We start from the raw sequence: 26,995 nt of genomic DNA, 5'->3' as shown, positions 1-26,995 counted from the left end.
AAAAATAATTAGACTATAAAACCTCTTTCTTCTTTGGGATTGCATAAACTTTAGTTTATCAACCATTGATGTAGAGGTTTTCTTTTCTTAATTAACAAATTACCACTTAACAACTAAATGTTATATCCCTAATTTTCCACTAAAAAATAGCTATGTACCCTCTGTGCATTTTTCTACAATTAGTGTGTTTATACATATAAAAATAAAAATCTACCACTGAAAGGAGGACAGTCAGACTATTCCCCTCTTTTATAAGGCGTGAATAGCTGGCGTTCTCATGAAAAATTCTATTTACATAAGAAGAAGTTTGAAAGTAATTATAAAAAGAGAAGAAAATAAACTACCGAACATTTATTTAGCCACTGTTTTAAAAAACTTGGAAAATTTAGGATTTACTTTTTCCGAGCCTTTAATAGAAGAGTTGCAAACACTTTCGGTTGATGCATTCACATCGTTTTACAAAGAGTTGGTAAAACATTTAAAAGAAATGGTTGGAGCACATATTCAGTTTACTCCTATGTATCCAAACTTTCCGCAACAAATGATGGATTTAAGTGACGCTGATTTATACATTAATGCCATTATTCATTATGTGACGTTGCGCCTACCTGTATCAAAAGTAGAAGAACGACTCCCTCTTTTAGATAGAGTTGATTTGAAAGTTATTGACTTAGGAAGTGAAGAAGATTTCAATCAAATGATTTCTCAATTGATTAGTGCAAACAGCTCTATTTCCTCAACTGATAAGACGGATGTAGAATGGGCTATTACACACACTGAAGATGTTTCCTGTTTTCTACCTAATGTAATTCCTCATAAGGAAAATATGTCTTTTATAATTGGGGTTTTATTAATAAACAGAAAAATATCAGCCGATGCTGCTGCAAAGTATTTTAAAACAGCAACTGATGTTCTTCGCCTTGCAGTTGCTTTATCTGAAGGCGATGTGAGTTTAGCATCCTCCGTCCGATTCAAGAAGTTTAACCGAGCAGAAAGACGCTTCCTTTTAGGATTGTTAGAGCAATGCGGAAACATTACCGAAGATATGCTTCGATACAAAAAACGTTGGATTCGTTTAGGTGAAATTCTTCATCCAGCAGAATATCATACTCGTTTCCCAAAAACCCACCGAGCATTTGAGATTCTTCGCAACAACATTAAAGTTGAAACATTTAATGGAAAAATAGAAGCAGCTTTGTTGAATCGTGATATCATGACAGCAAAAAATCTTTTAAAAACTCGCCCGGGGGAATTTGCCAGACGCTTGGATCATTTAATCCGTTTATGTAGTGATAAGTCAACAGATGTTTTCAATATTCTCGAAGATTTTCTAAGTATAATAGGAAACGTTTCTACTCCTGTATTACTTCAACTCACAGCTCATTTTAAGCATCGAAATGATAAAAATGAATTTCGTACCTTTTTTCCAAAGGGAAATGTAGCAAAAGCTATAGGTATCGAAAATACACTTCCATTTATCTCAGAGGATATTTGTTTAATGATTGTAAAAATGTGTGAAGATACTTTAAAAAATCGCTTCGCAGAACTTCCAAGTCTCGGAAAAGTATTTTTGGATGAACAGTTAAAAAATCACTTAGTTCCCTTCTCTCAACGTTCAGCCAGCAAAGCGCTTCGCACATTATCTCGAGGAAGTAAAGTAGATTTGCCAGAAGGAGATACGATTCGTTTTTTCCTATGGTGGAAAGAAGGCTATGTGAATGGACAACATACAGGACGTGTTGACATTGATTTATCTGCTGCAATGTACGACGAAGATTGGCAATACAAAGAACATGTATCCTTCACGAACTTACGTTCAAAAAATTTCAAAGCCTACCATAGCGGAGATATTACTTCTGCACCAAAGGGGGCATCTGAATTCATTGATTTCGATATTCCGTCTGTGCTGAAATATGGTGCACGCTATGTAGTAATGACTTTGCTTTCTTACACAGACCAACCGTATAAAGATTTACCAGAATGCTTTACTGGTTGGATGGTTCGTCAATATCCTGGTTCAGGTGAAATATTTGAACCTTCTACTGTTCAAGATAAAGTGGATATTACTGCCGACACCCAAATCTCTATTCCAGTTATTTTAGACTTAAAGGAACGAAAATTGATTTGGACAGATTTGTCTCTTACGAGAGATCTAACTTATGATAATACCATCGAGGCTAATCAAAAAGGTATGATACTAGTTGGGAAGGCTTTAACTAATTTAGTTAAACCGAATTTATATGACTTGTTCCGATTACATATTGAAGCTAGAGGTGAACTCGTTCAAGACATCGAAGAAGCAGAAAGCATTTTTTCTTTGGATAAAGGGATTACTCCTTTCGATATTGAAAAAATAATATCTGATTTTATAGCTGACTCAAAAGGCTAACTACATTACAAACATTGATAATGCGTGGAAAATATCGATGTATAATGTCTATGTGAAACAGGACCCGATAGATGCATATCAGGTCCTGTTTTTTTATTTAGTAGATACTAAATAGTCCGGTTAATCACTATTCATCTAAATACACTATACTAATAAAGTGAAATTTATTCGAAAGAAGTTCATTAGTTAATATGTATCTAATTAAGAAACAGTCATATACCAGCCCAAACATCTTTTCCATATCGCCCTTCATCTTGCACACAATCCAACCAATTTCTTGCTTCTTGTTCACTGACTTCATGAATTTCTTGATATGCTTGACAAAGGGTATCTTCTACATCCGGAGCCATTTTACTTCCATCACCACATATATAAAGATGAGCTCCATTATCTAATAACGAAATTAAATTGATTCTATCTTGTTTTATTAAATGCTGTACATATGTTTTTGGATGTCCCTCTAGACGAGAAAAAGCTGTGTGTAAAGAGATTAATCCATCTCTTTCATCATTTTCTAGTTCTGTACGATAAAGATAATCTTTTTCAGGATGACGACAACCAAAATATAGATGTGCTTCTCCTAAGTTAATACCTTTTTGCTTTTGAACACGACGCGCTTGCAAGAATCCACGGAATGGTGCAATTCCAGTACCTGGACCAACCATAATAATTGGTGTTTCTGGATCTTTAGGTAATTCAAAGTTTGATTGTGGCGTTCGAATGAAACAGATAATCTCATCTTTATTATGACGCTGAGCTAAGTAATTAGAAGCGACTCCTTCATATGTCCCTTCCCCACTCCATGCAGGCGCATTAACAACACCGACCGTAATGCTCAGACGATTCTGTGCAACGAGTGGAGAGCTTGAAATAGAATAGTAACGCGGTTTGAGCGCAGGAAGAAGTTCTAAAAAGCGTTCAAATCGGATTTCACAAGCCTCATACTTTTCAAGAAGGTCCAACATTGAAATCCGTTTCTTTAATATTTGTTCATGGTAAACTCCTTCTTCTAATAATGCTTCCAATTCTTTTTTATGAGGAGGACATGCTGTGAATGTTACCATTTCTCGTATTTGTGCACGAGTGGCTGCTTCTTGAACTTCGACACTATAACTAAGAAGGTCCAATAAACTAACAGGACTGTCTAAAGGTATGTGATTTATACTTCGTCCACTTGCACTCAGTATAACTTGATCCTTCCCATTTAATCCAAAACGTTTTAAAATTCGGTTGATATTTTTCTCGCTATTAACTGGCAGCACTCCAAGGTGGTCTCCTTCTTTATATGTAGCGCCTTCCGGCAAGGATACCTCGATATGTCGTGTACTTCTATCACTGCTGGATGATTGGAGTTCACGATTTTCTAGTATAGATGCATAAACTGCTTCATATGTTCGTGCAAGAGGAGATCCTCCAAGACGACTGACAAATTGCAAACTCAAAGTACTGCGCTCTTTTTCCATATTTTTGTTGAGCTCCAATCCAAATGCCTTCATTGCATCAGACCACATACTTTGTTTCCATTGCTCGAGCTGTTCCTCGAAATCACCACTTGCATCTGCTTCTCCGCGTTTAGAAAATCTTGTTGCTCCTTTTTGAGCCATCTGCTCATCAATGTATCTTGGAATCCGTTGATAGGTACTAGCCCAATTATGATCTCCACAACCAAAAACTGCGTATTGAACCCCTTTTAGCTCATCCGGTTTTAGTTCCTCCAACCATTGCACAAACTGCCCTGCATTACTTGGCGGTTTTCCATTATAAGAAGAAGTCACAATAAGTACCGCTCCTTCTTTTGGCAAACTTCCAATTCGATCGTTAAGAGCTACCACTTCCGTTTGAACTCCTTCTAAACTAGCTGTATCCGCTAATTCTCTTGCAATACCTTCTGCTACACCTGTATCCGAGCCGTACAGAACAAGAAGTGAAAGATTATCGGCCCCAATAATAGAAGGTGTCTTCTGAACGTGCTGCTTAATTTCATCGTTTTTCAGCTTGCCCTCTGTAGGTGCAAGAACAGTAGGATGGCTAATAGTTTGTTTTCGGGGTAGAATCCTAATCTTAAAATCGCCGGGCTTTAGCGTTAATGTTTGTTTTACTTCCAGCTGATAGTTTTGATAATCGATTAATTCAAAATGTTGAAGAAGCATTCCCATTACAAGAGTGGCTTCATGAAGTGCAAATTGCATACCGATACATGCTCTCTGGCCATTTCCAAATGGCTTATAAGCATGATGAGGAACCTTATCCAGCTCTTCAAATCGTTCAGGTTGGAATTCTTCCACATTGTCTCCCCATGCATCTTTATCCCTATGTAGCTGTGGAATAAGAACAGAAATACGATCTTCTCCTTTCTTAATTGGGTATTTCCCGCCAATCACTGTATCTTCTTTTGCATAGAGACTGAATGCTGGAGCGGTAGGCCATAGACGCAGTGATTCATTTAAAATCATCCGTATATACTTCAGTTTCATAACTTGTTGGTATGTTGGAGTCGAATCTGTCAAAACACGGTCTACTTCTTCATAGGCTTTTTTCAATTTATCCGGATTCTTTAATAAAAAGTAAATTGCAAAAGATAACAATCCACTTGTTGTCTCATGCCCAGCTATTAAAAAAGTGATAATTTGGAAACGAATGTTTTCATCATCTAATTTTTCACCAGTTTCCGGATCTGACACATTTAACATACGGGAAAGTAAATCATTTTCTTCCTGATCTCCACTACTTTTACGTTCAGCAATAATATTATCTACTAAAGAAAACATAGATTGGATATCATGCTGAAATTGACGTTTCGTTCTCCACATAAGTTTGTCTTCTATATCCAGCCGCTGCAATTGGTGCATCGCCTCATCTAGAGCACGGGTCATGCTAGTAATAAAAGGATGAGGTGTCTCACGATAAAAGCTATTAAATCGGTAATTAAAACCACATAGACCAATTGTATCTAGCGTAAGGCGAGTCATATCCTCTGGAACATCTACGTTTTCATTCGGATTAAGCCGTGCCCATTTTTGAACGAGTTGTACAGCAATATCAACCATCATAGCATGGTAATCTTTCATTGCCCGTTGGCTAAATGTAGGCATCAAAATATTATGAGCTTTTTTCCAGTTAGGCTCGTGAGTCTCGCTTGTAAATAATCCGTCTCCAGCAAAGGCACGAACTTTTGCTAAAGCACCATCTATACTTTTATCGAACCGTGTTTCGTCACAGACTTCTGCTACCAGTTCATGTCCGGAAACGACAATTATGGCATCACTTAAAGTTTGAATTCGAAAAATGGGACCATACTCTTCCGCCAGCTTAATAAACGATAGAGTCGGTTTATCTTTATCGATTAATGGGAGATTACCCAGCGGTCCATATGTTTTCGGCTGAGGAATGGCAGATACTTTTTTTTCCATTTAAAACACCCTTTCAAAAAAGCATGAAATAACATATCCCATTTAATAAAGAGGAAATAGCAACTAATCGCCTGGGATAAAGATATGTAATTGATTACCTTATTTTATCTTTTCCCTAACTATTCATGATTATGATATTACGTATAAGCTTGGCAATTAGATTTATAACTTGTAGAAAAATACTAAATTAAAATGAAGCGAATAAATATAGTTGGAGCCTTTTAATGTTGAGGTTAAAAGATAATCTAAACTTGTAATGTTTATGAGAAATTGCAAATGGATCTCATCTCTTGTATTTGTTTATAAAAACGATTATTTTGATTCATTTTCTTCTAAAACACCCCAAAACAAAGAAGTTGACGCTCTTAAGATTGTAGTATTCGAAAAATCAGTAGTTTAGTTAAAGCAATACGATAAGCAAATATACCGTGTTACTAGTGAAAGAGGACCTGATATGAACATCAGGTCCTCTTTTACTATATAATTATTTCCCTGCTTCTTTTAGTTCTTTTCCAGCTTTAAATACCGGCGCCTTAGCAGCAAAAAACTTGTAGGAATCATTATCAAGCGTTTTATTTTTCTCTACCGATTTAGCTTCTCGACAGCTTCCGCACTTGTATCTACACGTTTAACGAAAAAAACTAGTAGTAGTGCAACAACATTCATGCCAAGCGCTACATAAAATGAATATTGAATTCCAGATAATAAAGCCTTCTGAGTTACTATTGCCTTCGTAGTTTCTGTAAAGGTTGTTGGATCTATATGAGACATTAAACTTTCAGCTTTTGTTTTTGTTACAGAATTCATAATCGTAACAAGAATAGCAGTACCAATCGAACCAGACACTTGTTGAGCTGTATTATTAACAGCTGTACCGTGCGGATTTAAGCGAGTTGGCAATTGATTAAGACCATTTGTCATAAGTGGCATCATAACCATCGCCATCCCAAACATCCGCAGTGTGTAGATAAGAATAATATGTGTGTGACTAGAGTCAATTTGCAGACTTGCCAACATATACGTTGAAACAGCTGTAATGGAAAGCCCCACTATGCCAAGAATCCGAGGACCATATTTATCAAATAGTTTACCTGTAATTGGTGACATAATCCCCATTATTACCGCACCTGGAAGCATCATCAGCCCAGAGCTCAGCGGCGAAATACCACGGACGTTTTGTACATAAGCTGGTGTTAAAATCATACCCGAAAACATGGCCACCGCGTTGACAATTGCAATTACAGACGCAAGTGCAAACATTGGGTACTTGTAAACACGTAAATCCAATAACGGCTCATCCATTTTTAATTGACGAATAATGAAAGCAATTAGGGCAATAGCGCCTATGATTAAGGTTGTTAAGACAACTTTATTCGTCCAGCCATCGGAGCTTGCAGAACTGAATCCATATAACAAACCGCCAAAACCGACAGAAGATAATAGTAATGAGAGATAATCAAGTTTTGCATTTTTGTTTTGTTTCATGACATTCTCAGATTTCCAAATCCCTAACAGTAAGCTAATGATTGCTAACGGTAAAATCATTTCAAAAAGCAAACGCCAGTCATAATACTCTACAATATAACCTGATAGTGTCGGCCCAATTGCTGGAGCTGTAATCATAACTAGTCCAAAAATCCCCATTGCTGTTCCCCTTTTTTCTCTCGGAAAGCTTACTAGCATAATATTCATTAACAAAGGTCCCATAACTGAAGAGCCTGCCGCTTGAACCATCCGACCAGTAAGTAATAAACCAAAGTTAGGTGCTACAGCCGCTAAGGCAGTACCAAGAATAAAAATCACCATAGATGTAATAAATAGGCTCCTATTCGAGAAACGCGTTATTAAAAATGCTGAGGCCGGAATTAATATACCACTTACAAGCATATACCCTGTAGAAAGCCACTGGATCGTTGAATAATCTTGAATGTTTAAATCTTTCATTATTGATGGCAAGGCTACATTTAAAAGGGAGTTATTTAGAAATGAAACAAATGCCCCAATAAAAAGGATTACAAGCATTACATATGGTGGTTTTCTTTTATGTAATGTTTCACTCATATATTTAATTGCCCCTTCATTATAAATTTCATTGATTCGTTTAAATCGTTTACATATTTGCACAAGAAAATATTACCCTTGCAGTATTTTGCCAAACTCTTCGAATGGATATTCTCTTTTTAGCAATTCCACTTGCTCAACATACCATTTTAAAATCTTTTTGTTGATTAAACCTTTATAAAAATGTTTGTTAACGGAATTTAAATTAGGCTGAAATACACAAAATAAGCAACTGAAAATCCCCTTCTAAAATAAAGTGAAGCTTTAAATCAATGGGAATTTTACAGGCAGCGAGAAAAACCAAAAAGACCACGCACCCATTCCTTTAAATACAGGCTTGTAGATCTAGTTATGTAACCATCCATAAAAAGGAATATTACATAGGCTAAGTCTAACATTACATTTTTAAAGTGAGGAGAATAAGCGTATGGACCAATATTGGTATTTGAATTCACAGGGAAATGGGCAACAATATAATAACCAAATTTCATTATATTCACAGTCCGAAATAACTACATCTGAGGTAATGAATGATTTGAAGATTCCTGAAAATTGGAGTTACCGAGTCTATCCAGTTAGTTGGGATTCATCAGCCAATTATACGGGGTTCAATCCCCGCCCCCCTCTCTTCTCTTGGGGGCAGCCAATTAATTATGGAGGGATAATGCCCCAAGGTCATCCTGCTAATTGGACTCCATTACCAAGTCATGCAGGTTTTAATTTTCAAAAACCTCCCTTCCCCTGGGCGCAACCATTCAATCATACAGGGATGTTCGCACAAGGTCATCTTGCAGCTTTACTATCGCCGCCAGCCAAGCCTTTTCATTTCAATACCAATAACTCGGGTGTTTTTGGAAACCCTCCAGGATGGGGTGGTCCGTGGGCCCCAATGGGATGGGGAAATAACGGAGGTAACGGTCAGCTAGGAATGCTTGGAAACTTACTTACAGCAGGAAAAGGCACCATGAGTGGAATAGGAATGATCAGTAGTCTAATCGGGATGGGGAAGTTCTTCTTTTAGTTAATTAGAACAGGAGAATGTGGCTGTAGCTTTAATCAGCCACATTTAAGGACAGTAATCTCCCACCTAACTTCCTAGCATAGCATTCGCGGAAATTTTAGGTGGATATGTATTGTTACAAGTTACTGTTTTACTTTGAGTGCTCCTTTACTTTCTTATCAAGTGCCTTACTATAAGCATCTTTGTTTTCCTGCGATAACTCATAAATTGCTTTTTTCCAATGCTCTCCGTCTACACCTGATAAAAATTCAGTACCTTTCATTGTAGCTTCTTGAATCTTCTGTTTATCTTCTTTACCAGCATCCTTAATTAACTTGGTTGCTTTTCTTGCCTCTGTTACCCCTTCTTGTATGGATTTGTGAATGTCTTTGTATGTATCAGGTACTTTTATGTGTTCCATATTGTCTAAAATTTTATCTATCTCGTTTGATGTTTTTAAAACAGCTTTTGCTTTTTCTTTGTCCTTTAAGGATTCTCCTAAGTTTAGTAATAGTTCATCCTTCTTAAATTGGAACTCTACCACTTGCTCACATATGTAGTACGGATACTGTTGTTCAGAAATTACTGTTTTCGTTATTGCTTTACTAGTTTGCTCAGTCTTATGAGTAGAATCTTTATCTCCTACCTCGCATCCGACTAACAGCATAAATGGAACTGCTAACGTTACTAGTTTCTTTGCTCTCATTATGTATTCTCCTTGTAGAAAGTATTGTAAGTAATTAACATATCAAACTATAACATACATTACATTATGGTTCACTTCCATTACGCTTTTAAAATGCAAAATAAGAATACACCCCATAAGCCGCAAATAAGATTAATAGAATAGAAATGCCGAGTGCCGTATATATAATCCATTTTAAATTTGAATTCATATCATCCTCCTACCTCTCGGTAATTCCAGTATATAACAAAAAAAGCATTGGATACCCAATGCTTTTTACACTTACGCAAATAAAGAAGTATTCGCATATAAAGCTGGTGAACCACCTGAATGTACGAATAAAATATTGTCTTCCTTATTAAATTTACCTTTTCTAATTAAGTCGATTAATCCCGCTACTGCCTTACCTGTATACACTGGATCAAGTAAAATACCTTCTGTTTTCGCAAGTAACTGAACTGCCTCTACCATTTCCGGCGTTGGTAACGCATAGCCTGGTCCTACATATTCATCAAAGCACGTAACAGCGTCGCGCGAGATAAAGTTTGGAATACCAACATGTGCTGAAGTTTCATCTACAAGTTTTGCTACTTTCTCTTCTTGCTCAGCTTTTCCTCTACTTACATTAATCCCGATTACAGGAATATGGCTTTGTGTTCCAGAAAAACCAGTAATTAAACCAGCATGCATACCGCCGCTACCACTTACACAAACAACTGAACTGAAATCAATTCCTTGCTCAAATGATTGCGCCATAATTTCTTGCGCACAAGCAACGTATCCCATTGCGCCCGTAGGGTTTGATCCACCAACTGGAATTACATATGGTGTACTACCTTTTTCACTTACTTCTTTTGCTACTTTATGCATTTCTTCCATCAGGTCTGCTCCGTTCGGTACAACAATTACATTTTCAGCACCTAATAAGTGATATAAGAAATAGTTTCCGTTAAAGTCTCTCTTCTCTTCTGGCTCAAGCCCTTCCTCTAATACAAGAATACATTTCATTTTTTCTTTTACCGCAGCTGCCAGTGTCAGGCGGCAATGATTTGACTGAATACCACCAGCTGTAATTAACGTATCTGCACCCTTTTCCTGTGCATCTGCAACTAAAAATTCTAACTTTCTCGTCTTATTGCCACCAGCTGTTAAACCAAGTAAATCATCTCGTTTAAAATAAATAGTCGGGCCACCAAGTGCTTCAGAAAAGTTGTTTAACTTTTCAATTGGTGTATATGATTCTGTATATTTTTTTCTCGGGAATTTAGCTAAATTCATTGTAACGCTCCTTTTGTACTTCTTTCACAATATATGTAACGTTACTATTATTACACGTAAAAATGGTGAAGTCACCTTTCTCGGTTAAAAATGTATTAAAATTCGGTACATGAAATTTATATCGGCGGTTTTTCAAATATATCAGCGATTTTCAATTTATATCGGCGATTTTCAAAATATATCAGCGATTCTCAATTTATATCGGCGATTTCTCAAATATATCGACTTACCGACAAAAAGTGACAAAATAAAAAGAGCCCACACATTCAAATGCAGACTCCCTCCAATCACTTATTTACCGAAAAACGAAGTAACTGTGTTAATCCCGGCTCTAAATTCATTTCACCTTTATGGCGTACGTATACGACTTTATCCCCATCAAATTTCGGAGGGTTTGCTTTACTATACGTATGCCACTCATTCGTTCCTTCTATAGAATACTCCATATATTCAGTTGCACCGACAATTATATTTTCACTATCATCTGCCGTTACATTTGGTGCCATCTGCGCAATTTTTGAATCACTAATTAATAACTTCTTTATATCCTTATCACGTTTGTAATCGTAAGCTGTCACAATTACATCGTTACCATATGCTTTCACTTGCAACCCTTGTTTAAATGAATAGCCATCAGGAGCAGTTTTCTCTCCTCCATTTGGTCCTGCTGACATCCAGCCTGTTTCAATCCCGCCCGTATTTACAACAGTGAAACCTTTTTCATCTCCACCTTTAATTTTCTTTTTACCAGCCCAGTCAGGTAAGTTTAAATCCCAATGCGTATGACTCGTGAAGAAAACAACCTGCGGATAGTCTTTTAATATATCGTACAATTTATCCACGTTTAAATAATCTTGTAAATACGGCGATTGTCTTGATCCCGATACCGTATCAGGTAAAACGTGATGAGAGAAAATAAAGATTGGTTTATTTTTATCTTTTTGACTATACTCTTCTAAATTTTGTTTTAACCAACCTAATTGCTCATCACTCATATATACTTCATCCCACATTTTTGAATCGTGGTATTTCATATATTTTTCAGTTCCTAAAAATAAAAGTGGATAGCCATCTAATTCTTTTTTATGATATACCTTTTCTTGTCCACTAAATTTCAGATAGCGGTTAAATAAAGTTTCCTCAGTTACACCATTTGGCCATGTACTTTGAGAGAGTTTCCCATCTGCTGTCCATTTACCAGCATAAAACTCATGATTCCCAACAGTAGACCATACATTTTCTGGATGCTTATTTTTATTTAACACACGCTTTACATCATCATATTGTGACTGTTGTCCAGTCGGCGTTATATCCCCATTCATAATAAGCGCTCTAGAAAGTGGCGTTACTTTATTCATATCTTTTAATACGTGATCAAAATCTCCTAAATCACCTTGAATGTCACTAATAACATTAAAAGTTGTAGCTGATTTTCGAACTTGCTCTTTCCCTTCCGCATGTGCTGAAAATGTCGGTAATAATGCCGCCATAACTGCTAACGAAGCAACTGTCTTTTTCATACAAATTCTCCCCCTAATAATAGAATGTACCAACTGACATGTTCTGCTTCTCTTAGGTGCTTGTCCAATTCACATTATAGGGGGAGATTGTAAAGATTAATGGAATAAAAAATTAAGTGTTTTTTAAGAGATTTTGTCTTTTCTACACACTCCACAATTAGCAATTCGCGCCAATATAGCTTTTTAGTCTTTAACATTACATAAATGTAAATGAATATGATGAATCTCTTAGTTTAATATGTTGTCTTTTTAATCTCTGTTATATAACCGCCACAAAATATGCTATTTTTTCAAGTTCTCTTTCTTTAATAAAAGTTACTCCTCTTTTAATTAGCCTTAAAATTGTAAAGTGGCTTAATAATATGTTTAATATCAATTGTTTCTTTTGTATTCTCAATAATTTCATCCATTGGCTTATATACCATTGGTGCTTCATCTAAAGTACTTTCTGCAACAGATGTAGTCCAAACCTCTGTCATTGTATTTTGAAAATCCTCTAAGTTAAGTACTTCTTTCGCCTTCTTGCGACTCATAATACGCCCTGCTCCATGAGGGCCAGAAAAGTTCCAATCTGGATTTCCTTTACCAAATGCAATGATTGAACCATCTCTCATATTGATTGGAATGATTACTCGTTCATTTTTCTGAGCTGAAATAGCACCTTTTCGTAGAATCATATTTTCCATATCGATGTAGTTATGAATTGTAGTGAATTGATCGGTTACTTTCCAATCCATTTTAGTGACGATTTCATCAATCATTGCCTTACGATTTAACTCCGCATATTTTTGTGCAATTTTCATATCATTCATGTAATCTTTAAATCCTTGTCCTTCTAAATAAGCTAACTCTTTACGAATCACCGGTTTCTTAATTTCACGTAAAGCTTCATGTATTTCTTGTTGTCTGCCTTCTTTCGTTAAACGCTCAATAATTTCTTCTTTAATAGATTTAACGTTTATAAGTTGCTCGTAAGCAAAGTTTTGATAATACTCTGCTACTTGTTTCCCTAAATTACGCGAACCACTATGAATGACAATGTATACATTTCCTTTATCATCCTCATTCAGTTCGACAAAATGATTGCCCCCGCCAAGTGTACCAATACTTTTTTGAGCACGTTGCAATGTAAACGGGGCTCTTACACTATCAAAATCAATCATTTTTGAAAATCTATGTTCCTTATCTCGAATACGAAAACCACTTGGGACAAATTTACGTATCGTTTCGTCTAAGTGATCGAAGTTGATTTCCTCTTTTTTCTTATTAATCATAACAACTTCCATGCCACAACCAATATCGTACTTACCTCTCAGTTTCCTGAAAGAGTGGACTATACCTTCTCTACAATCATCGAGATATGCAGTCTCTACTGTAGGCTCACCGTATTAATTATTCCTCTTCAATTCAAAATAGATGAGGAATAATTCTGTACCTTAGTCTGCTAACATGGTACAAGTCTCTGAACCATTCGATTATGTCACCATAACCACTGGCTGCTGATTGCCCTCGTCTTTTATCGTTAGGGTTCCCAGTCAATTGAGTGAGTAGTTTAAAGTCTGAGCCGATTAGTTAACCCCGACTAAATTAGGAACAATCTTATCTTGAATTGTCATTGTTGTCCCAATCGTACAACCTGCACCCGCATGTGTATCTGGCATAATACGAATCTTGCTATCCTTTACGAATTCTTGGTTACAAAGATCAATAATTTGACCTGCTGCAGTTTTTTCTACATTCGTAGTAAACACTTTTGCTTCATTGTATTTCCCTTGTAATTTCAACATCTTCTATTTCCCCTTTCCTTTAGTTTCTACAAAACATTAATTTATATATATTTATAATTATATTTTCCACCACTACAGCTCATTTCCTTTTTTATAAAAAAAGACACAGAGATTCCTCCCCATGCCTACTAATTTCCTACCTTTTCACCGCATGCACATAATGCACTGTCTCAAAAGCTTTCAAATAATCGTTTCGTCCTTCAAAATATAATTTATTTATGTCTTCTGGCGATAAATGTTCATAAATGAGTAAGCCCGCCTTCTCTAACAGTGCTTCCATTTCGGCATAAGAAAAACATGATTTCATTGGTTCTCCGCCTACCGCAGCCATTTTCACCATATTTTCAACTCGATTGGACAGTCCCTTTTCCGTAAACAAATTTTCATCGGGATAATCAAAAACGATAGAACTACCTGCCGGAACCATCTCGAATAAACATTCTAATAAACTAGCAAGTTCCTCTTTCGTTAAATAGTACGTAACACCTAAAAGGCTAAAGAAAGTCTTTTTATTTTCAAATCCTTCATTGCGTAACTGTTCATAGGAAAATCCTTTCGTAAAATCCATTGAAACAAAATGAAGGTTATTTGGAACTTCAATTTCTACTTCTTTTATTCTTTCCTTCTTAAACGCCTGCGTAGAAGGATGATCCACTTCAAATATTTCTATTTTATTCTCTAACTCTCGGTTTCTAAAACTGAACGTATCTAAGCCTGCACCGAGTATGACGTATTGTTTCGCTCCTAATGTAATTTCATGTAGTAATACTCTTTCACAATATGCGGCACGTGCTAAAGGTGTTGGTGATAACTGAACTTGTGTAATCCATTTTAATATTTCTTTTGGATTGTCTTGAAACTGCTCTGCAATGTCTGTATTGAAAAAGTGAATCCCTTGAACCATGTTCGTTTCAATATTGTTACGTTCTTTTTGTGAAATGAAATCTTTAGCTACATAATCATTAAAGATTTTAGGACTATCAAATTCACTATGATACGCCCTTCCGAATGCTGATACTAACGACGTTACACTTGCTTCACCTTGTTTCACGCACATACACTCTCCTTCATTTTCACAACAAAAATAGGGTTCCCCTGGCCAGGAGAACCCTATTATACACCTTATTTTCGTATTGGTAAATTATATCATAAATAAGTTTTTTTGTCAAGTTTTCAGCCTACTAACGCTCCAATAATTTGTGTAATCTCTAGCAGGAAGATTTCGATCTACACCGAATATTCCAGTTCATAACAATACAAATGGAGGGCGTCATGAAAAGATTAGTCATCATTACAGTTGGAAAAACACACAGTGGAAAAACTACATTTGCAAGAGCATTAGAAAAAGAGTTACCCCACTCTTTCGTTATGGATCAAGATAATCAAGCTGAATTTATTAACACGCATTACGAAAAATTACAGCCGGCTAAAGGCCCTAATACATTTAAGCACGGTCTTTCAAAATTCATTGTTGATTATGCGAAAGAACATTCAAATTTACACCTTATTATTAGTAACTCCAATCGCAGTAAAAATGGAAGGTTATATTTACTAAACGAATTATTTCCACAGAATGAATATGTACGCATACTCGTTCATTTTGACATTCCAGATGATGTACTTTACGAAAGAGTGGCTCGAAGCACGCGAAGTACGAATATTTTTAGAGGTGGATATTCTAGTTTCAAAGAAGTATTTGATCGACAACAAACTGAATCACTTCACGATGATGTGGTAGATCCTATAGAAAATGAGGCTGATTATTTGTTTGTTATTCGCAATAATAAAGATGTAAGCTTTACTATAGAAGAAATTGTTCATCTAGCTAAAGGTTTATCCCCTACCCCAAATAAGAGATTATAAAAATTACATAATCATAGATTATTATGCAAATCCTTCCTCTAAGCGCCTAACATAGTATATAATAATAAGATAATCTACTTCTATATGCTCATTTTTACACAAAACAGTTCATGCATATGAAAGAAAAGAGGTACAAAAATATGAAAACAAAACAAACAATTGCTGCGTCTACACTAGCTTTAGCAATGATTGCTGGCGCGAACTCTGCTCATGCGGAAGTAAATGATGCTACTCCTCAGCAAAGTACGGGAGATCGATTAGCTGAAATTAAGCAACATAAACAAGAGTTAGATGCAAAATTGCAGCAACACAAAGAAAACGTGGATCAAACATTAAATGAACTTAACAAGGTTAAGGAAAATGTTGATACGAAGGTGAATGAACTACATGAACGTAAACAAGTTGCTGATGAAAAAATTAACGAAGTTAAACAGCATAAACAAGAACTAGATGCAAAACTGCAGCAAGACAAACAAATCGCCGAAGATAAAATCGCTGAAATTAAAGAGCATAAAAAACAAGTAGAAGATAAAGTTGCTGAAGTAAAAGAACATAAGCAAAATATCGATAACAAAGTGAATGAGATTAAAGAACATAAACAAACTGTCGATGAAAAAGTGAATGAAATGAAGCAACATAAAGAGAACATTGATCAAAAGGTTAATGAACTTAAGGAAGTTAAAAAACAAGTAGATGAAAAATTAGCTGAGTTAAAGAAAGCGAAACAAACTGCTGAGGACAAACTCGCTGAACTAAAAGAAAACAAGCCGAATACCGGTAACACGTTAGAGGAACTTAAGAAAATTAAAGGCAATTTAGACAGTCTTTCCGCTAACTTAGAATTAGCTAAACAAGATGTAAAAAACAAACTAGCTGTTTTACAAGAAGCTAGACAAGATTTAATTAATAAAATTAACGAAATTAAACAATCGAAACAAACTGTTTCAGATGATTTATCAAAGAAAAAACAAGACTTAGATATTAAAATCAACGACTTTAAGCATACTGAGAAAAAAATTGACGACAAATTAGCTGAGTTACATACAACGAAGCAAAATGTTGATAACAAGATTAATGAAGTATCACAGTCTAAACAAATGCAAGCAGATAATGGTACTAAAAACAATAACGCTAAAGAACTTCCTAACGCTGGTAGCGAGCAATCAAACAATATGGCTCTAGGAATGCTATCTGTATTAGGCGGTGTTTTATTACTTACTCGTAATAAAATTAAAACGTTATTCTCTAAATAAGTCCATAAAAAAAGGAAAACCGCACATACATGTACGGTTTTCCTTTTTTTATATTAACTGTCCATCTCGAAGCGTCAATATACGATCACATACATCAAGCATTCTTTCATCATGTGTAATCATAATTGCTGCTTTTTGGCTCTCTTTCACTTCGCGTTTCATCATTTCAACAACTTCACGTGCGCGTTTTGAGTCTAAGCTTGCCGTTGGCTCATCCGCTAATATTAAATCTGGGTTGTTCATGAACGCACGAGCGATTGCTACCCTTTGTTTTTCCCCGCCAGATAGTTGATTTGGATAATGATTCTTTCTTTCTCCTAATCCAAATGCCGCTAATAAATGATCTGCACGCTTTTCGGATTCTTGTTTACTTTCTTTTTTTAGCTTTGCAATGTAAAGTAACTGTTCTTTCACATTTAAATATGGAACAAGGTTTGCAAACTGGAAAATGAAGCCGATTTTTTTCAAACGAATGTCTGTCATTTCCTTTTCTGATAACTGTGTAATATTTTGCTCACGAATGTAAATATCCCCTTTTGACGGTGATAATAATGCACCCGCGATTGATAATAACGTACTTTTCCCTGATCCAGAAGGACCGACGATTCCGATAAATTCTCCGGCTTTCACATCAAGCGATATCGGATGAAGGGCTGTTACTTCCGTATTCCCTTCTCCGTACACTTTACTTACTTTGTCTAATTTTAATAATGAAGTCATTACATCCCGCCTCCAATTGCTTCTAATGCATCAACTTTTAATACTTGGTATAACGAAATAAGTGTTCCTAAAATACTAATTACGATAAAGATTGCTGCATATTGCGCAATCATCGGTGTTGTTAATAAGAACGGCATACCTGCTGGTAAAATTTGTTCTAACCCTTGTACAAGAACGATACTGATTACCATCGCAACGACTGATAAGAATAACGCCTGCACGACTAAGCTATTTGCTAAATACGAGTTCTTTGTACCGATTGCTTTTAATACACCTAATTGCTGTGTTTTTTGCAGTGTAATAACGTAGAAGAATACACCGATTAGTAATGCAGCGATAACAAGTAAGAACGCAATGATCATCGTTAATGTTCCTTGTTCTTCTTTAAATCCTGGAATACTTTGTAGCACTTCTTTTTTGTCAATTACGTGTGCATTTTTAATCTCTTTATCTGTGTTAAGTGCAATTGCACTATAATCTTTTTGGTTTGGTTGTGAAATAGCACCCCATACGTCTTCATTTACATAAACGACTGGTGTATGGCTAAACATTTGATCTTTCGTAAATCCAACGATTGTAAATTCTTTCTTTGAAACAGGATCAATAATTGTATCTCCAATATCAATTCCTTTTTCTTTAATTGATTCGTCAGCAACCATCTCGTTGTTTGCTGTACCTAATTTCTCCCCTTTTACAATTTTCGGTTCTAAAAATGAATCCCGTTCACTTGAGAAAATAGCGATATCAACCTTTTTCGAACTATCTTTCTTTTCATATGTTGAAACTTTCACACGAAACGGAACGGCTTCTTTCTCGCCTACTTGATTTACTACGTTATCTACATCGTCTTTCTTAATTTGTGAACGAAGTAATTTATTTTCCGCATCATCTGCTAAAACGAACTTATTTGCCTCCATATTTTGAATCGATGAAGCATTATCATATGATAGTCCATTTGCTAATCCTGAAATAACAAGAACTAAAAATGATAATAACACCATAATCAGTCCGATTAATCCGTATCTTAATTTTGATTGTTTCAATTCACGCAGAGCTAAAAACATTTCGCTCGCTCCTTCCTCTTTCTTTCTATGCACTTATCATAAAAAAGAAATATGAACGGAATATGAACAGAAGATTACAGAGGGGAAATTAAATTACATCTGATACTTTTTGAGCGCGGGAAAGGTGTGGCTTTATAGCAGAAATACAGTACGTGAAATTTATATCAGCGATTTTTCAAATATATCAGCGCAAATAGAATTATATCGGCGCAGCTCAAATTATATCAGCGATTTTCCGATTATATCGACTTGCCGACATAAAACGACAAAAAAGAGGCAGTTCCGAAACAGCCTCTTTCTTTCCATCTATTTCGGAAGCTCCACCCGAACGGTCGTTCCTTCCCCCTTCGTACTATACACCGAAACGTTTCCATGATGCAGTTCAACAATCTTCTGCACAATCGACAATCCTAAACCGCTACCTTCTACGTTTCTCGTCCTTGCTGTATCTACTTTGTAAAAACGGTCAAAAATACGATCCATTTCTTCTTTTTCCATACCGATTCCGTTGTCTGATATAGAAATAATGACACTAGACTCTAACTCTTCGACGAAAAACTCAATCGTTCCACCATCGTTTGAAAACTTAATGCTATTCGTGAAAATGTTACTCCAAACTTGATGAAGTAAGTTTTCATCACCTTTTATAGTGATATCTGGCACATTAAATTCAACGGCGATATCTTTTTCCCGCCATTTCCACTCAAGCATAAAAATGACGTCTTTAATTTGCTTCTGCAGATTGAATTCTCTTATTTGTAGAACCTTTTCCTCTTTATCTAATGAAGCGAGCGTAAGTAACTGTTTACATAAACTAGACATTCGCTTACTTTCACCCTCAATAATTTGTAAGTAATGATTTCTTTCTTCCTCACTCATCTTTTCTGTTTGCAACGTCTTTGAAAAACCTTGTATGGAAGAAAGTGGCGACTGAAATTCATGTGAAACGTTCGAAACGAATTCTTGTCTCATTTCATCTAGTTCTTTAATACTCTTCGTCATCTTTTGGAAGCTTGTAGATAACGTTCCTATTTCATCTTTTCGTTTTACATCTAATTCAATTTCATATTCCCCACTCGCAATTTTTTGCGTAGCCTTCGTAAATTTACGGATTGGGCGAACGATGTAACCTGCTGCAATCGCTATAAAAATAATACTTAATAGTACGATAAACCCTAATAATACCGCTAGAAAAATTCTCATCTCGCCGAATTGTTGTTGAACGTCAGGGCGAATGAATAAAGCGTACTGTTTATCACCGTGTTGTACTGGGACACCGACGCTATTAATTAATTCATTATCGAAAAAACCTGTAATAAAGAGGCGCGTTGGATAAGTAGAAACACCATTAAATGTCTCCCCCTGCAATACTTTATGAACGGTATCATCACTTATTGTCGTCTTACGAAACGCATTACCGATACGCTTTCCATTCTTTTGATCATCAACAATGTAAATCTCATACCCTAATTTTGCAATAGAATGCAAATACGTCTCTTGATTTTCTTCACTTTGCTTTTCATATAACGATTTAACTTCTTCCGCATACTTTAAAATCTTTTCACTGTTATATGGTTTTAACTTCACTTGATAATATACGTTTGTTAATAAAAAGCCGATAATACTACTAAGTAGCATAATGCCGACCGTCATAAATACAAATCTAGAATATAGTGATTTCATCTTATTTCAACTCCAACTTATATCCGAGGCCGCGCACTGTTGTAATTTGAAAATCATCCGTTCGTTTTGAGAAACGATCTCGCAGCCTTTTCACATGAACATCAACTGTTCGTTCATCTCCTTCAAAATCCATTCCCCATACTAATTCAATTAGCTCTTCTCTTGAAAATGTTCTTCCAGGATAACTAGCAAGTTGTGATAATAACTCAAATTCCTTTAAAGGAAGCAAAATCGTTTGACCGTTACACTTTACTTCTACACCTTTTCGATCAATTGTCGTTCCGTGCAACGTAATAATATCTGCACTCAGCATTTGATAACGTCGTAATAAAGCTTTCATACGGAAAATCACTTCAGCTGGTTCAAATGGTTTTACGATATAATCGTCCGTACCAGAAATGAATCCTTTTTCTTTATCAACTAACTGATCTTTCGCCGTTAATAAAATAACCGGTATATCATGATACTTCCGGATTTCTTCACATAACGTATAGCCATCAACGAACGGCATCATAATGTCTACGATCGCAAGATGAATATTTTCCTTCTCTAAAACGTCTTGCGCTACCTTTCCATCTTCTGCTTCAAAAACTTTAAACCCCTCTTTTTGTAAATGGTAATGCAACAACTCTCTAATATGCTTATCATCATCAGCTAATAAAATATGTATCATCTTCATTAAACCCTCTCTCGTTCATCCTTCTACATCACTACATTAAGAAACAATTGGATTTTTTGCAAGAAAAAGAAAAAGAATCTATTTTGAAAAAAGATTATTCAAAATAGATTCTTACGTTTTAGTATTAAGATTATTTTAATCAAAAACAATTTCTAAGCCTTCGAAATATCAACAAATCCTTCTCCGAACACATCACGAACATCGTGTATAGCGATGAACGCCGCCGGATCCGTAGTTTGAACAATCCGCTTTAGCTTCACTACTTCTTGCTTATTAATAACAACATAAAGAATTTCCTTCGGAGTTTTCGTGTAATAGCCATGCCCTGAATATACAGTAACCCCTCTCCCCATTAAGGTTGTCACCTTCCCGGCAATTTCATCTGGATTATCAGAAATAATCGTAATAGCCTTCTTCGGATTTAACCCTTCAATTACAAATTCCATCACTTTCGTTGCTACATATAGCATAATAATTGTTATCATCAGTTTTTCTGCACCAATGATGAAATAAGATGAAAATGCAACGATTAAATCGAAGAACAGTAGACCGTAGCTAATGCTCCAGCCTAAATATTTATGTGTCATCCTTGCTAAGATCGTAGTACCTGCAGTTGTTCCGCCAACGCGAATGATAAGACCAATACCACACCCGATAAATATTCCTCCGAAAATGGCATTTACAAGCATTTCATCCGAAGCAATCGTCCAGCCTTCTGTTAAATGAAGAAATAGCGAGTTAGTCACTACAGCGATAATCGTATAAATTGTTGTGATTTTATTTAAAAATTTATAACCGACTATTAACAAAATCGCATTTAAAATTAAGTTAACTAAACCTGGTGACCATTCAAATAAATAGTACGTAATAATCGTGATACCTGTTACCCCACCCTCACCAAACTCGTTCGGGATAACAAATAAATTGACACCTAAAGCAAAAAGAAATGCACCAATAATAATAAAAATAATGTCTGTCGTTCTTTTTTTCATACAGTACCTCACTTCTTATGTAAATATTTATTCTGTCATAAACTCTCACCATTATATCGTGGAATATTCAAATCGAACAGTGGTTTGTTTTTTATTTTAATATAGGATGATAAATCAACTTTATCCTATATCCACTTGTAATTAAGAAAGTAAAATAACTGTATTTATTATGTACTACAACTAAAGTTTTGATTTCACATGCAATTCATGCTAAAAATGAATAGGAACACGTACTCGCATTAACTTCGAGTACAAAACAAATAGGCGAAGCTATAGAATAGGCTTCGCATCAAACGTGTGCTCACAGAGATTTATATTCATAAATCTCTGATTTTTTCACTTATCTTTCTCCATATACTCTTTAATTTTCCGTTCTTCCCATTCTTTTCCGAATATCCCAAATGGAAAAGTTGTTAAACCGTGTATAACGATACCAATCCCCCAACCTCCAAGTGGATATAAAAACCATAATTTACTTGAATCAGAGCTTATATTTATGAAAAAAAGCATTAAGTTAACTAATATATAGACCGTTAAATGAATGTAAAACGCTTTTAAATTCTCCACTCTTTTTTTAGCTCGTAAATAATTCTCATCTCGCTCCATATATAAACACCTCTTTCATTATTGTATTTTTTAACTCGCTCTGATTTAAACATCATATTCTAGTCGGATATCCCTTATTCTCAAAAAATACAAAGCAAAAAAGTATCCAGCAAATGGTCATACACATCACCATTTGCTGGATACTACATGATACATTTGTTATTTACAGGATTTTAATTAAGACCAAATCCATACACCATCATTATTTTCAGCGTTCGTCTTTGCTTCATGAACTTTTTCAATATGGTCAACTGTGTTCCAGTTAATAGAACTTCCGCCCCACCCTACATACTTCATATCAATTTTCACTTTCTCACCCGCATTAAATACTTGTCCCTTTGTTAAGAAAACATCAATAATAGCTTTCTTCCCATTTAGCGATGGATACTCAACTACAACATATTTAGTAGCACCGTCTCCCTCATCTTCCATCGTTCCTACTTTTGATACTTCTCCAATTACATAATTAGGTGAGCCATCTTCTTTCATGTGCATACCTAACTTGTTTGTTGTATTTTCAACTGCAGTTGCAACCATATATTCTGTAAAATTACGCATCATAGATCCAGTAGCTTTTACTTCATCTCCTACTTTCACATTTGAAAGTGAATCAATATACACACTAACCGGTTCCTCATATTGCTTAGATTTTACAACAATTACACCGTTATCTACTTCTACTACTCGTCCTTCTAACGTCGAGAAATTCGATTCAATAGAAGCTGCACTCGCTTTTGTTACTTCTAGTCCTGGTAAATTTGTTCCTGATAATGCTGCGATCCCTAAAGCACCTGCTAAAATTAATTTTTTCATACCCATTATGAAACATCTCCATTCACGATGATTTTATTTTTTTGATTGGTATCGACCAACCTGTAATTATTATAGTTACAGGTAGTAAAAATAACAACCGTTTTCCTCATGCAATGTTGCATACTTTGATTTTCAAATATAAATCGGTTATTCCTATATTCAACACTAAGACTGAATTCTTGAATCCCAGCAGGTAAACGGATTGATGATGAAGAAACTAATGTCATACATCATGTTTTTCAATGATACAGTTTGTATAATCGTAGTCCATTACATTATGTAGGAGCGGAGTTAACATGTTAAAAAAACAAAGAGATTACAGCCAGGAGATACCGTGGCGACAGTAAGTCCTTCGTGGGGAGGAGCAGGTGATTCTGAAATAAGATAACGATATGACAGGACTCAAATAAATAAAAACACTCCTATAAGATATGACTGTGAATTGGTACTTTTCAAATGATATGAAGATTACTTATCTAATGATAAAGGGGGATTTACGTGTATGGACGTAACATTTACAGTAAGTAAATGGGATGAAAAACTAATTGATGATACTAGAAAAGATTTCCCTATTAATATTGCCCATGTTGAATATGATATTGATGGAGAATTAAAAGGAAAAGCTTTTGTTGAATACTTATTATATTATCTAGACTCAAATATAAATGATGGTCACTTGGCTACGGCTAAAATTTCTGGATTTTTACACTTTGAAGGAATTTATAAGGGGCAACAAGGGACATTCACAGCTATAGAGCAAGGAATATTTGATAAAGGAAATTTAGATTCCCCAGGAACAATTATTAAAGCTACCGGTAACTTAGAAAATCTGAGAGGGTCCTATAATTATCAGTTTACAGGTCAAACTAGTAAACTGATTTTAGAGTTTGAATTTTAGCAAAATACCTTACATTTTAGCAGAAAGGACATTTCTTGTAATACTCGGAATGTCCTTTTTGTTGACGAGCTTATTCAACTATTTTCTAATAGTTAAGAAAAGAACAGAATATACGTTATGGGGGAATTAAAACGCTAAGCCTGAGAGGCATGGAGAACCCACTTATTCATTACTTCTCCTATTAAAGAATAATCCCCGAAAAACTTCCCTTCATAACTTCTTTTCCAACTTGATTCACACATGTAAACATCGCAATTATCTTTGTACGTTTTTTTCATCAGGTTCTAATTGTTCAATTGTTACGTCACAACGAATCGTTACTATTAATTGGTGACTTTCGATCAAATGAAAATCGCCTCTTATAGAGAGCAGTTTTACTTATATTTATTCTTATGCAAATTCTGAAGCATATTCTTCGTATGTCTTTAATGTATTAAGCAATCGAGCTGATTCAATCATGATTTCGTTCGAAGAATCAGTTACACAAATGACAATAAATCGATTATCATCTCTATCTCCAAACAATCCTTCTGATTCAAGTTCCATTAACACATTTAACGTTTCTTTCAACAGTGTATTTACTCGTATATTAAAGTCATCTTCGACAATATTATGATATTTCTTAATAATTTTTTTCACTTCATCAAACATTCCAAAATCGTCCCATTCGCTCCACTCAACAGCTCCGTATCTATAATAATTGTATAAAGGGTCCGATTTATTAACTTTGATTAGTCTTTCTTCATTAGCCACTGGTCCAATGCTATTGACACAATCGTCTGTTAATATGGAGTACCCATATATTGTGTCAACACCGCACCTAGTTAAAAGTTCGTTATAATGACAACGAATTGCATTTTTCAATTCAACATAAAAACTTTTTTGAAGATGCATTTTCATCGTATTTCCTCCATTTTTTGTAGCGACCTGCTGTTACATATTTCAATCTTAACATGAAAATCAACATTAAACGTTAACTGAGCCAAAATAAGAAAAACCGAAACTCAAATCATTTCGGTTTTTCAAAACTATAGAAGTCAATATTTACTTTAAAGAATGAACAAACAATCCACTACGCAGTTTCGGTTCAAACCACGTTGATTTCGGCGGCATGACTTCTCCGGCATCTGCGATTGCTAATAAATCTTCCATAGATGTCGGATATAATGCGAATGCTGCTTTGTATTCGCCGCTGTTCACAAGGCGTTCTAGTTCTTCTAACCCCCGTATTCCGCCAACAAAATCAATGCGTGAATCAGAACGCGGATCATGTATTTCAAGTACTTGGCTTAATAAATGATCTTGCAGGATAGATACATCTAAACCTCTAACAAGATCATTCGCATCAAATGTTTCTTCTTTCACAGTAAGCTTATACCACTTCTCATTTACATACATTCCAAATGCTTTTGGTTCATTTGGTTTATACGGAGAAACAGGTGCTTCTTCTACATAGAAGTATTGCTTGATTTGTTTTAAAAACTGTTCTTCTGATAAACCGTTTAAATCTTTCACAACTCGGTTATAGTCCCAAATCGATAATTCATCATGAGGGAATAGAACCGATAAGAAGAAATTAAATTCCTCTTCTCCTGTGTAATTTGGATATTGTTCTCTTCTCATAAGTCCTACTTTTGCAGCTGATGCAGAACGGTGATGCCCATCTGCAATATAAAGATTAGGAATATCTTCAAATGCGTTTACTAAAGTCGTAATTACATCTTCATCTGCAATCTTCCACGCAACATGCTTAACACCGTCTTCTGCTGTAAATGTATAAATTGGCGCATGCTCTTCTTTCCAGCTTCTAATTAAATGCTTTACTTCATCTTTTGTACGGTAAGTTAAAAATATCGGACCTGTATTTGCGTCACACACATCTACGTGGCGAATACGATCTAGTTCTTTTTCATGACGTGTTCTTTCATGTTTTTTAATTGTATCATCTTCATACTCATCAATAGATGTACAAACGACAAGGCCTGACTGCGTTCTTCCTTGCATCGTCAGTTCATAAATATATAGCGCTGGCTCTTCATCTTGTATGAACACTTCTTCTCGTATAAATTGCTTTAAATTGTCGCCCGCTTTTTCATACACGCGATCATCATACGGTGACAATTCAGGATCTAAATCAATTTCTGCTTTATCAACATGCAAGAAAGAATATGGATTCCCTTTTACAACTTCCCTTGCCTCTTCACTATTTAATACGTCATACGGTAAAGCTGCCACTTGTGCCGCTTTTTCCTCTACTGGACGAATGGCCCGAAACGGTCGTATTTTTGCCACAT

General features: G+C 35.4%; 22 protein-coding genes. 5 read left to right on the top strand and 17 right to left on the bottom strand.

What is annotated here, in order from left to right; all coding sequences use genetic code 11:
- Positions 1-277: 277 nt before the first annotated feature.
- Positions 278-2,389: a TerD family protein gene (locus ACK1U5_RS02435; RefSeq protein ID WP_000798021.1), complete on the top strand. Its 2,112-nt coding sequence runs from the start codon at positions 278-280 to the stop codon at positions 2,387-2,389.
- A gap of 212 nt (positions 2,390-2,601) precedes the next feature.
- On the opposite strand, the gene cypD is transcribed toward ACK1U5_RS02435, so the two are convergent.
- Complete coding sequence (gene cypD / locus ACK1U5_RS02430) at positions 2,602-5,799, bottom strand: bifunctional P-450/NADPH--P450 reductase (RefSeq protein ID WP_113710651.1); 3,198 nt, start codon at positions 5,797-5,799, stop codon at positions 2,602-2,604.
- Positions 5,800-6,381: 582 nt separating this feature from the next.
- Positions 6,382-7,860, bottom strand: a complete 1,479-nt coding sequence (locus ACK1U5_RS02425) for a DHA2 family efflux MFS transporter permease subunit (RefSeq protein ID WP_000005138.1) — start codon at positions 7,858-7,860, stop codon at positions 6,382-6,384.
- Positions 7,861-8,287: 427 nt separating this feature from the next.
- Between ACK1U5_RS02425 and ACK1U5_RS02420 the strand changes: the two genes are divergently transcribed.
- Positions 8,288-8,881 (top strand): hypothetical protein, encoded by a 594-nt coding sequence (locus ACK1U5_RS02420; RefSeq protein ID WP_000373146.1) that lies wholly within the window; start codon positions 8,288-8,290, stop codon positions 8,879-8,881.
- A gap of 130 nt (positions 8,882-9,011) precedes the next feature.
- Here ACK1U5_RS02420 and ACK1U5_RS02415 read toward each other — a convergent pair whose 3' ends face one another.
- The 6 genes from ACK1U5_RS02415 to ACK1U5_RS02390 form a co-directional block, all read right to left on the bottom strand.
- Positions 9,012-9,566 carry a hypothetical protein gene (locus ACK1U5_RS02415; RefSeq protein WP_001201801.1) on the bottom strand — a complete coding sequence of 185 codons (555 nt, stop codon included), beginning with the start codon at positions 9,564-9,566 and terminating at the stop codon, positions 9,012-9,014.
- Positions 9,567-9,827: 261 nt separating this feature from the next.
- Positions 9,828-10,823 (bottom strand): D-cysteine desulfhydrase, encoded by a 996-nt coding sequence (locus ACK1U5_RS02410; protein ID WP_001046604.1) that lies wholly within the window; start codon positions 10,821-10,823, stop codon positions 9,828-9,830.
- Positions 10,824-11,110: 287 nt separating this feature from the next.
- A complete protein-coding gene (locus tag ACK1U5_RS02405; RefSeq protein ID WP_000754277.1) occupies positions 11,111-12,343 on the bottom strand; it encodes a DUF4073 domain-containing protein in 1,233 nt (410 codons plus the stop codon).
- A gap of 326 nt (positions 12,344-12,669) precedes the next feature.
- Positions 12,670-13,629 carry an RtcB family protein gene (locus tag ACK1U5_RS02400; RefSeq protein WP_069604640.1) on the bottom strand — a complete coding sequence of 320 codons (960 nt, stop codon included), beginning with the start codon at positions 13,627-13,629 and terminating at the stop codon, positions 12,670-12,672.
- 282 nt (positions 13,630-13,911) lie between these two features.
- Entirely contained in the window at positions 13,912-14,130 is a 219-nt protein-coding gene (locus ACK1U5_RS02395; RefSeq protein ID WP_000916240.1) for an RtcB family protein, read from the bottom strand.
- Positions 14,131-14,266: 136 nt separating this feature from the next.
- A complete protein-coding gene (locus tag ACK1U5_RS02390; RefSeq protein ID WP_053078843.1) occupies positions 14,267-15,187 on the bottom strand; it encodes a class I SAM-dependent methyltransferase in 921 nt (306 codons plus the stop codon).
- A 215-nt stretch (positions 15,188-15,402) separates the two neighbouring features.
- Between ACK1U5_RS02390 and ACK1U5_RS02385 the strand changes: the two genes are divergently transcribed.
- Together ACK1U5_RS02385 and ACK1U5_RS02380 are read left to right on the top strand one after the other, a co-directional pair.
- Positions 15,403-15,993, top strand: a complete 591-nt coding sequence (locus ACK1U5_RS02385; protein WP_000826988.1) for an ATP-binding protein — start codon at positions 15,403-15,405, stop codon at positions 15,991-15,993.
- A gap of 140 nt (positions 15,994-16,133) precedes the next feature.
- Positions 16,134-17,246 carry an LPXTG cell wall anchor domain-containing protein gene (locus ACK1U5_RS02380; RefSeq protein WP_000851006.1) on the top strand — a complete coding sequence of 371 codons (1,113 nt, stop codon included), beginning with the start codon at positions 16,134-16,136 and terminating at the stop codon, positions 17,244-17,246.
- A 48-nt stretch (positions 17,247-17,294) separates the two neighbouring features.
- On the opposite strand, the gene ACK1U5_RS02375 is transcribed toward ACK1U5_RS02380, so the two are convergent.
- The 7 genes from ACK1U5_RS02375 to ACK1U5_RS02345 form a co-directional block, all read right to left on the bottom strand.
- The gene (locus tag ACK1U5_RS02375; protein WP_000202597.1) at positions 17,295-17,966 is read right to left on the bottom strand and encodes an ABC transporter ATP-binding protein; all 672 of its coding nucleotides are present in this window, start codon (positions 17,964-17,966) and stop codon (positions 17,295-17,297) included.
- The gene (locus ACK1U5_RS02370; RefSeq protein WP_000477749.1) at positions 17,966-19,030 is read right to left on the bottom strand and encodes an ABC transporter permease; all 1,065 of its coding nucleotides are present in this window, start codon (positions 19,028-19,030) and stop codon (positions 17,966-17,968) included. Before ACK1U5_RS02370 ends, ACK1U5_RS02375 begins: the two co-directional genes overlap by 1 nt.
- Before the next feature lie 306 nt (positions 19,031-19,336).
- Positions 19,337-20,713 (bottom strand): sensor histidine kinase, encoded by a 1,377-nt coding sequence (locus tag ACK1U5_RS02365; protein WP_000839528.1) that lies wholly within the window; start codon positions 20,711-20,713, stop codon positions 19,337-19,339.
- 1 nt (position 20,714) lies between these two features.
- On the bottom strand, positions 20,715-21,392 hold the full coding sequence (locus tag ACK1U5_RS02360) for a response regulator transcription factor (protein ID WP_000781961.1): 678 nt from the start codon (positions 21,390-21,392) through the stop codon (positions 20,715-20,717).
- A gap of 152 nt (positions 21,393-21,544) precedes the next feature.
- Positions 21,545-22,384 carry a YitT family protein gene (locus ACK1U5_RS02355; RefSeq protein ID WP_000747492.1) on the bottom strand — a complete coding sequence of 280 codons (840 nt, stop codon included), beginning with the start codon at positions 22,382-22,384 and terminating at the stop codon, positions 21,545-21,547.
- Between the two features lie 336 nt (positions 22,385-22,720).
- Positions 22,721-22,990 carry a 2TM domain-containing protein gene (locus tag ACK1U5_RS02350; RefSeq protein WP_000438994.1) on the bottom strand — a complete coding sequence of 90 codons (270 nt, stop codon included), beginning with the start codon at positions 22,988-22,990 and terminating at the stop codon, positions 22,721-22,723.
- Positions 22,991-23,167: 177 nt separating this feature from the next.
- The gene (locus ACK1U5_RS02345; protein ID WP_000525525.1) at positions 23,168-23,809 is read right to left on the bottom strand and encodes a F0F1 ATP synthase subunit alpha; all 642 of its coding nucleotides are present in this window, start codon (positions 23,807-23,809) and stop codon (positions 23,168-23,170) included.
- A gap of 496 nt (positions 23,810-24,305) precedes the next feature.
- Here ACK1U5_RS02345 and ACK1U5_RS02340 point away from each other — a divergent pair, with 496 nt between their 5' ends.
- Positions 24,306-24,701, top strand: a complete 396-nt coding sequence (locus ACK1U5_RS02340) for a DUF3224 domain-containing protein (protein WP_069604641.1) — start codon at positions 24,306-24,308, stop codon at positions 24,699-24,701.
- Positions 24,702-25,091: 390 nt separating this feature from the next.
- Here the strand turns inward: ACK1U5_RS02340 and ACK1U5_RS02335 are convergent, their stop codons facing one another.
- Positions 25,092-25,601, bottom strand: a complete 510-nt coding sequence (locus tag ACK1U5_RS02335; RefSeq protein ID WP_000781769.1) for a DUF4303 domain-containing protein — start codon at positions 25,599-25,601, stop codon at positions 25,092-25,094.
- A gap of 144 nt (positions 25,602-25,745) precedes the next feature.
- Positions 25,746-26,993, bottom strand: a complete 1,248-nt coding sequence (locus ACK1U5_RS02330; RefSeq protein ID WP_001063069.1) for a DUF1015 domain-containing protein — start codon at positions 26,991-26,993, stop codon at positions 25,746-25,748.
- Positions 26,994-26,995 lie beyond the last annotated feature (2 nt).

Source organism: Bacillus sp. XB1, assembly GCF_053557995.1.
Note: the sequence above shows the minus strand (reverse complement) of the source record. Positions and strands in the feature narration are given on the sequence as shown.

Excerpts from the sequence above, each read along its gene's own strand:
- ACK1U5_RS02435 (WP_000798021.1), top strand. The coding sequence starts at position 278 with ATGAAAAATTCTATTTACATAAGAAGAAGTTTGAAAGTAATTATAAAA.
- cypD (WP_113710651.1), bottom strand. The coding sequence starts at position 5,799 with ATGGAAAAAAAAGTATCTGCCATTCCTCAGCCGAAAACATATGGACCG.
- ACK1U5_RS02425 (WP_000005138.1), bottom strand. The coding sequence starts at position 7,860 with ATGAGTGAAACATTACATAAAAGAAAACCACCATATGTAATGCTTGTA.
- ACK1U5_RS02420 (WP_000373146.1), top strand. The coding sequence starts at position 8,288 with ATGGACCAATATTGGTATTTGAATTCACAGGGAAATGGGCAACAATAT.
- ACK1U5_RS02415 (WP_001201801.1), bottom strand. The coding sequence starts at position 9,566 with ATGAGAGCAAAGAAACTAGTAACGTTAGCAGTTCCATTTATGCTGTTA.
- ACK1U5_RS02410 (WP_001046604.1), bottom strand. The coding sequence starts at position 10,823 with ATGAATTTAGCTAAATTCCCGAGAAAAAAATATACAGAATCATATACA.
- ACK1U5_RS02405 (WP_000754277.1), bottom strand. The coding sequence starts at position 12,343 with ATGAAAAAGACAGTTGCTTCGTTAGCAGTTATGGCGGCATTATTACCG.
- ACK1U5_RS02400 (WP_069604640.1), bottom strand. The coding sequence starts at position 13,629 with ATGGAAGTTGTTATGATTAATAAGAAAAAAGAGGAAATCAACTTCGAT.
- ACK1U5_RS02395 (WP_000916240.1), bottom strand. The coding sequence starts at position 14,130 with ATGTTGAAATTACAAGGGAAATACAATGAAGCAAAAGTGTTTACTACG.
- ACK1U5_RS02390 (WP_053078843.1), bottom strand. The coding sequence starts at position 15,187 with ATGTGCGTGAAACAAGGTGAAGCAAGTGTAACGTCGTTAGTATCAGCA.
- ACK1U5_RS02385 (WP_000826988.1), top strand. The coding sequence starts at position 15,403 with ATGAAAAGATTAGTCATCATTACAGTTGGAAAAACACACAGTGGAAAA.
- ACK1U5_RS02380 (WP_000851006.1), top strand. The coding sequence starts at position 16,134 with ATGAAAACAAAACAAACAATTGCTGCGTCTACACTAGCTTTAGCAATG.
- ACK1U5_RS02375 (WP_000202597.1), bottom strand. The coding sequence starts at position 17,966 with ATGACTTCATTATTAAAATTAGACAAAGTAAGTAAAGTGTACGGAGAA.
- ACK1U5_RS02370 (WP_000477749.1), bottom strand. The coding sequence starts at position 19,030 with ATGTTTTTAGCTCTGCGTGAATTGAAACAATCAAAATTAAGATACGGA.
- ACK1U5_RS02365 (WP_000839528.1), bottom strand. The coding sequence starts at position 20,713 with ATGAAATCACTATATTCTAGATTTGTATTTATGACGGTCGGCATTATG.
- ACK1U5_RS02360 (WP_000781961.1), bottom strand. The coding sequence starts at position 21,392 with ATGAAGATGATACATATTTTATTAGCTGATGATGATAAGCATATTAGA.
- ACK1U5_RS02355 (WP_000747492.1), bottom strand. The coding sequence starts at position 22,384 with ATGAAAAAAAGAACGACAGACATTATTTTTATTATTATTGGTGCATTT.
- ACK1U5_RS02350 (WP_000438994.1), bottom strand. The coding sequence starts at position 22,990 with ATGGAGCGAGATGAGAATTATTTACGAGCTAAAAAAAGAGTGGAGAAT.
- ACK1U5_RS02345 (WP_000525525.1), bottom strand. The coding sequence starts at position 23,809 with ATGGGTATGAAAAAATTAATTTTAGCAGGTGCTTTAGGGATCGCAGCA.
- ACK1U5_RS02340 (WP_069604641.1), top strand. The coding sequence starts at position 24,306 with ATGGACGTAACATTTACAGTAAGTAAATGGGATGAAAAACTAATTGAT.
- ACK1U5_RS02335 (WP_000781769.1), bottom strand. The coding sequence starts at position 25,601 with ATGAAAATGCATCTTCAAAAAAGTTTTTATGTTGAATTGAAAAATGCA.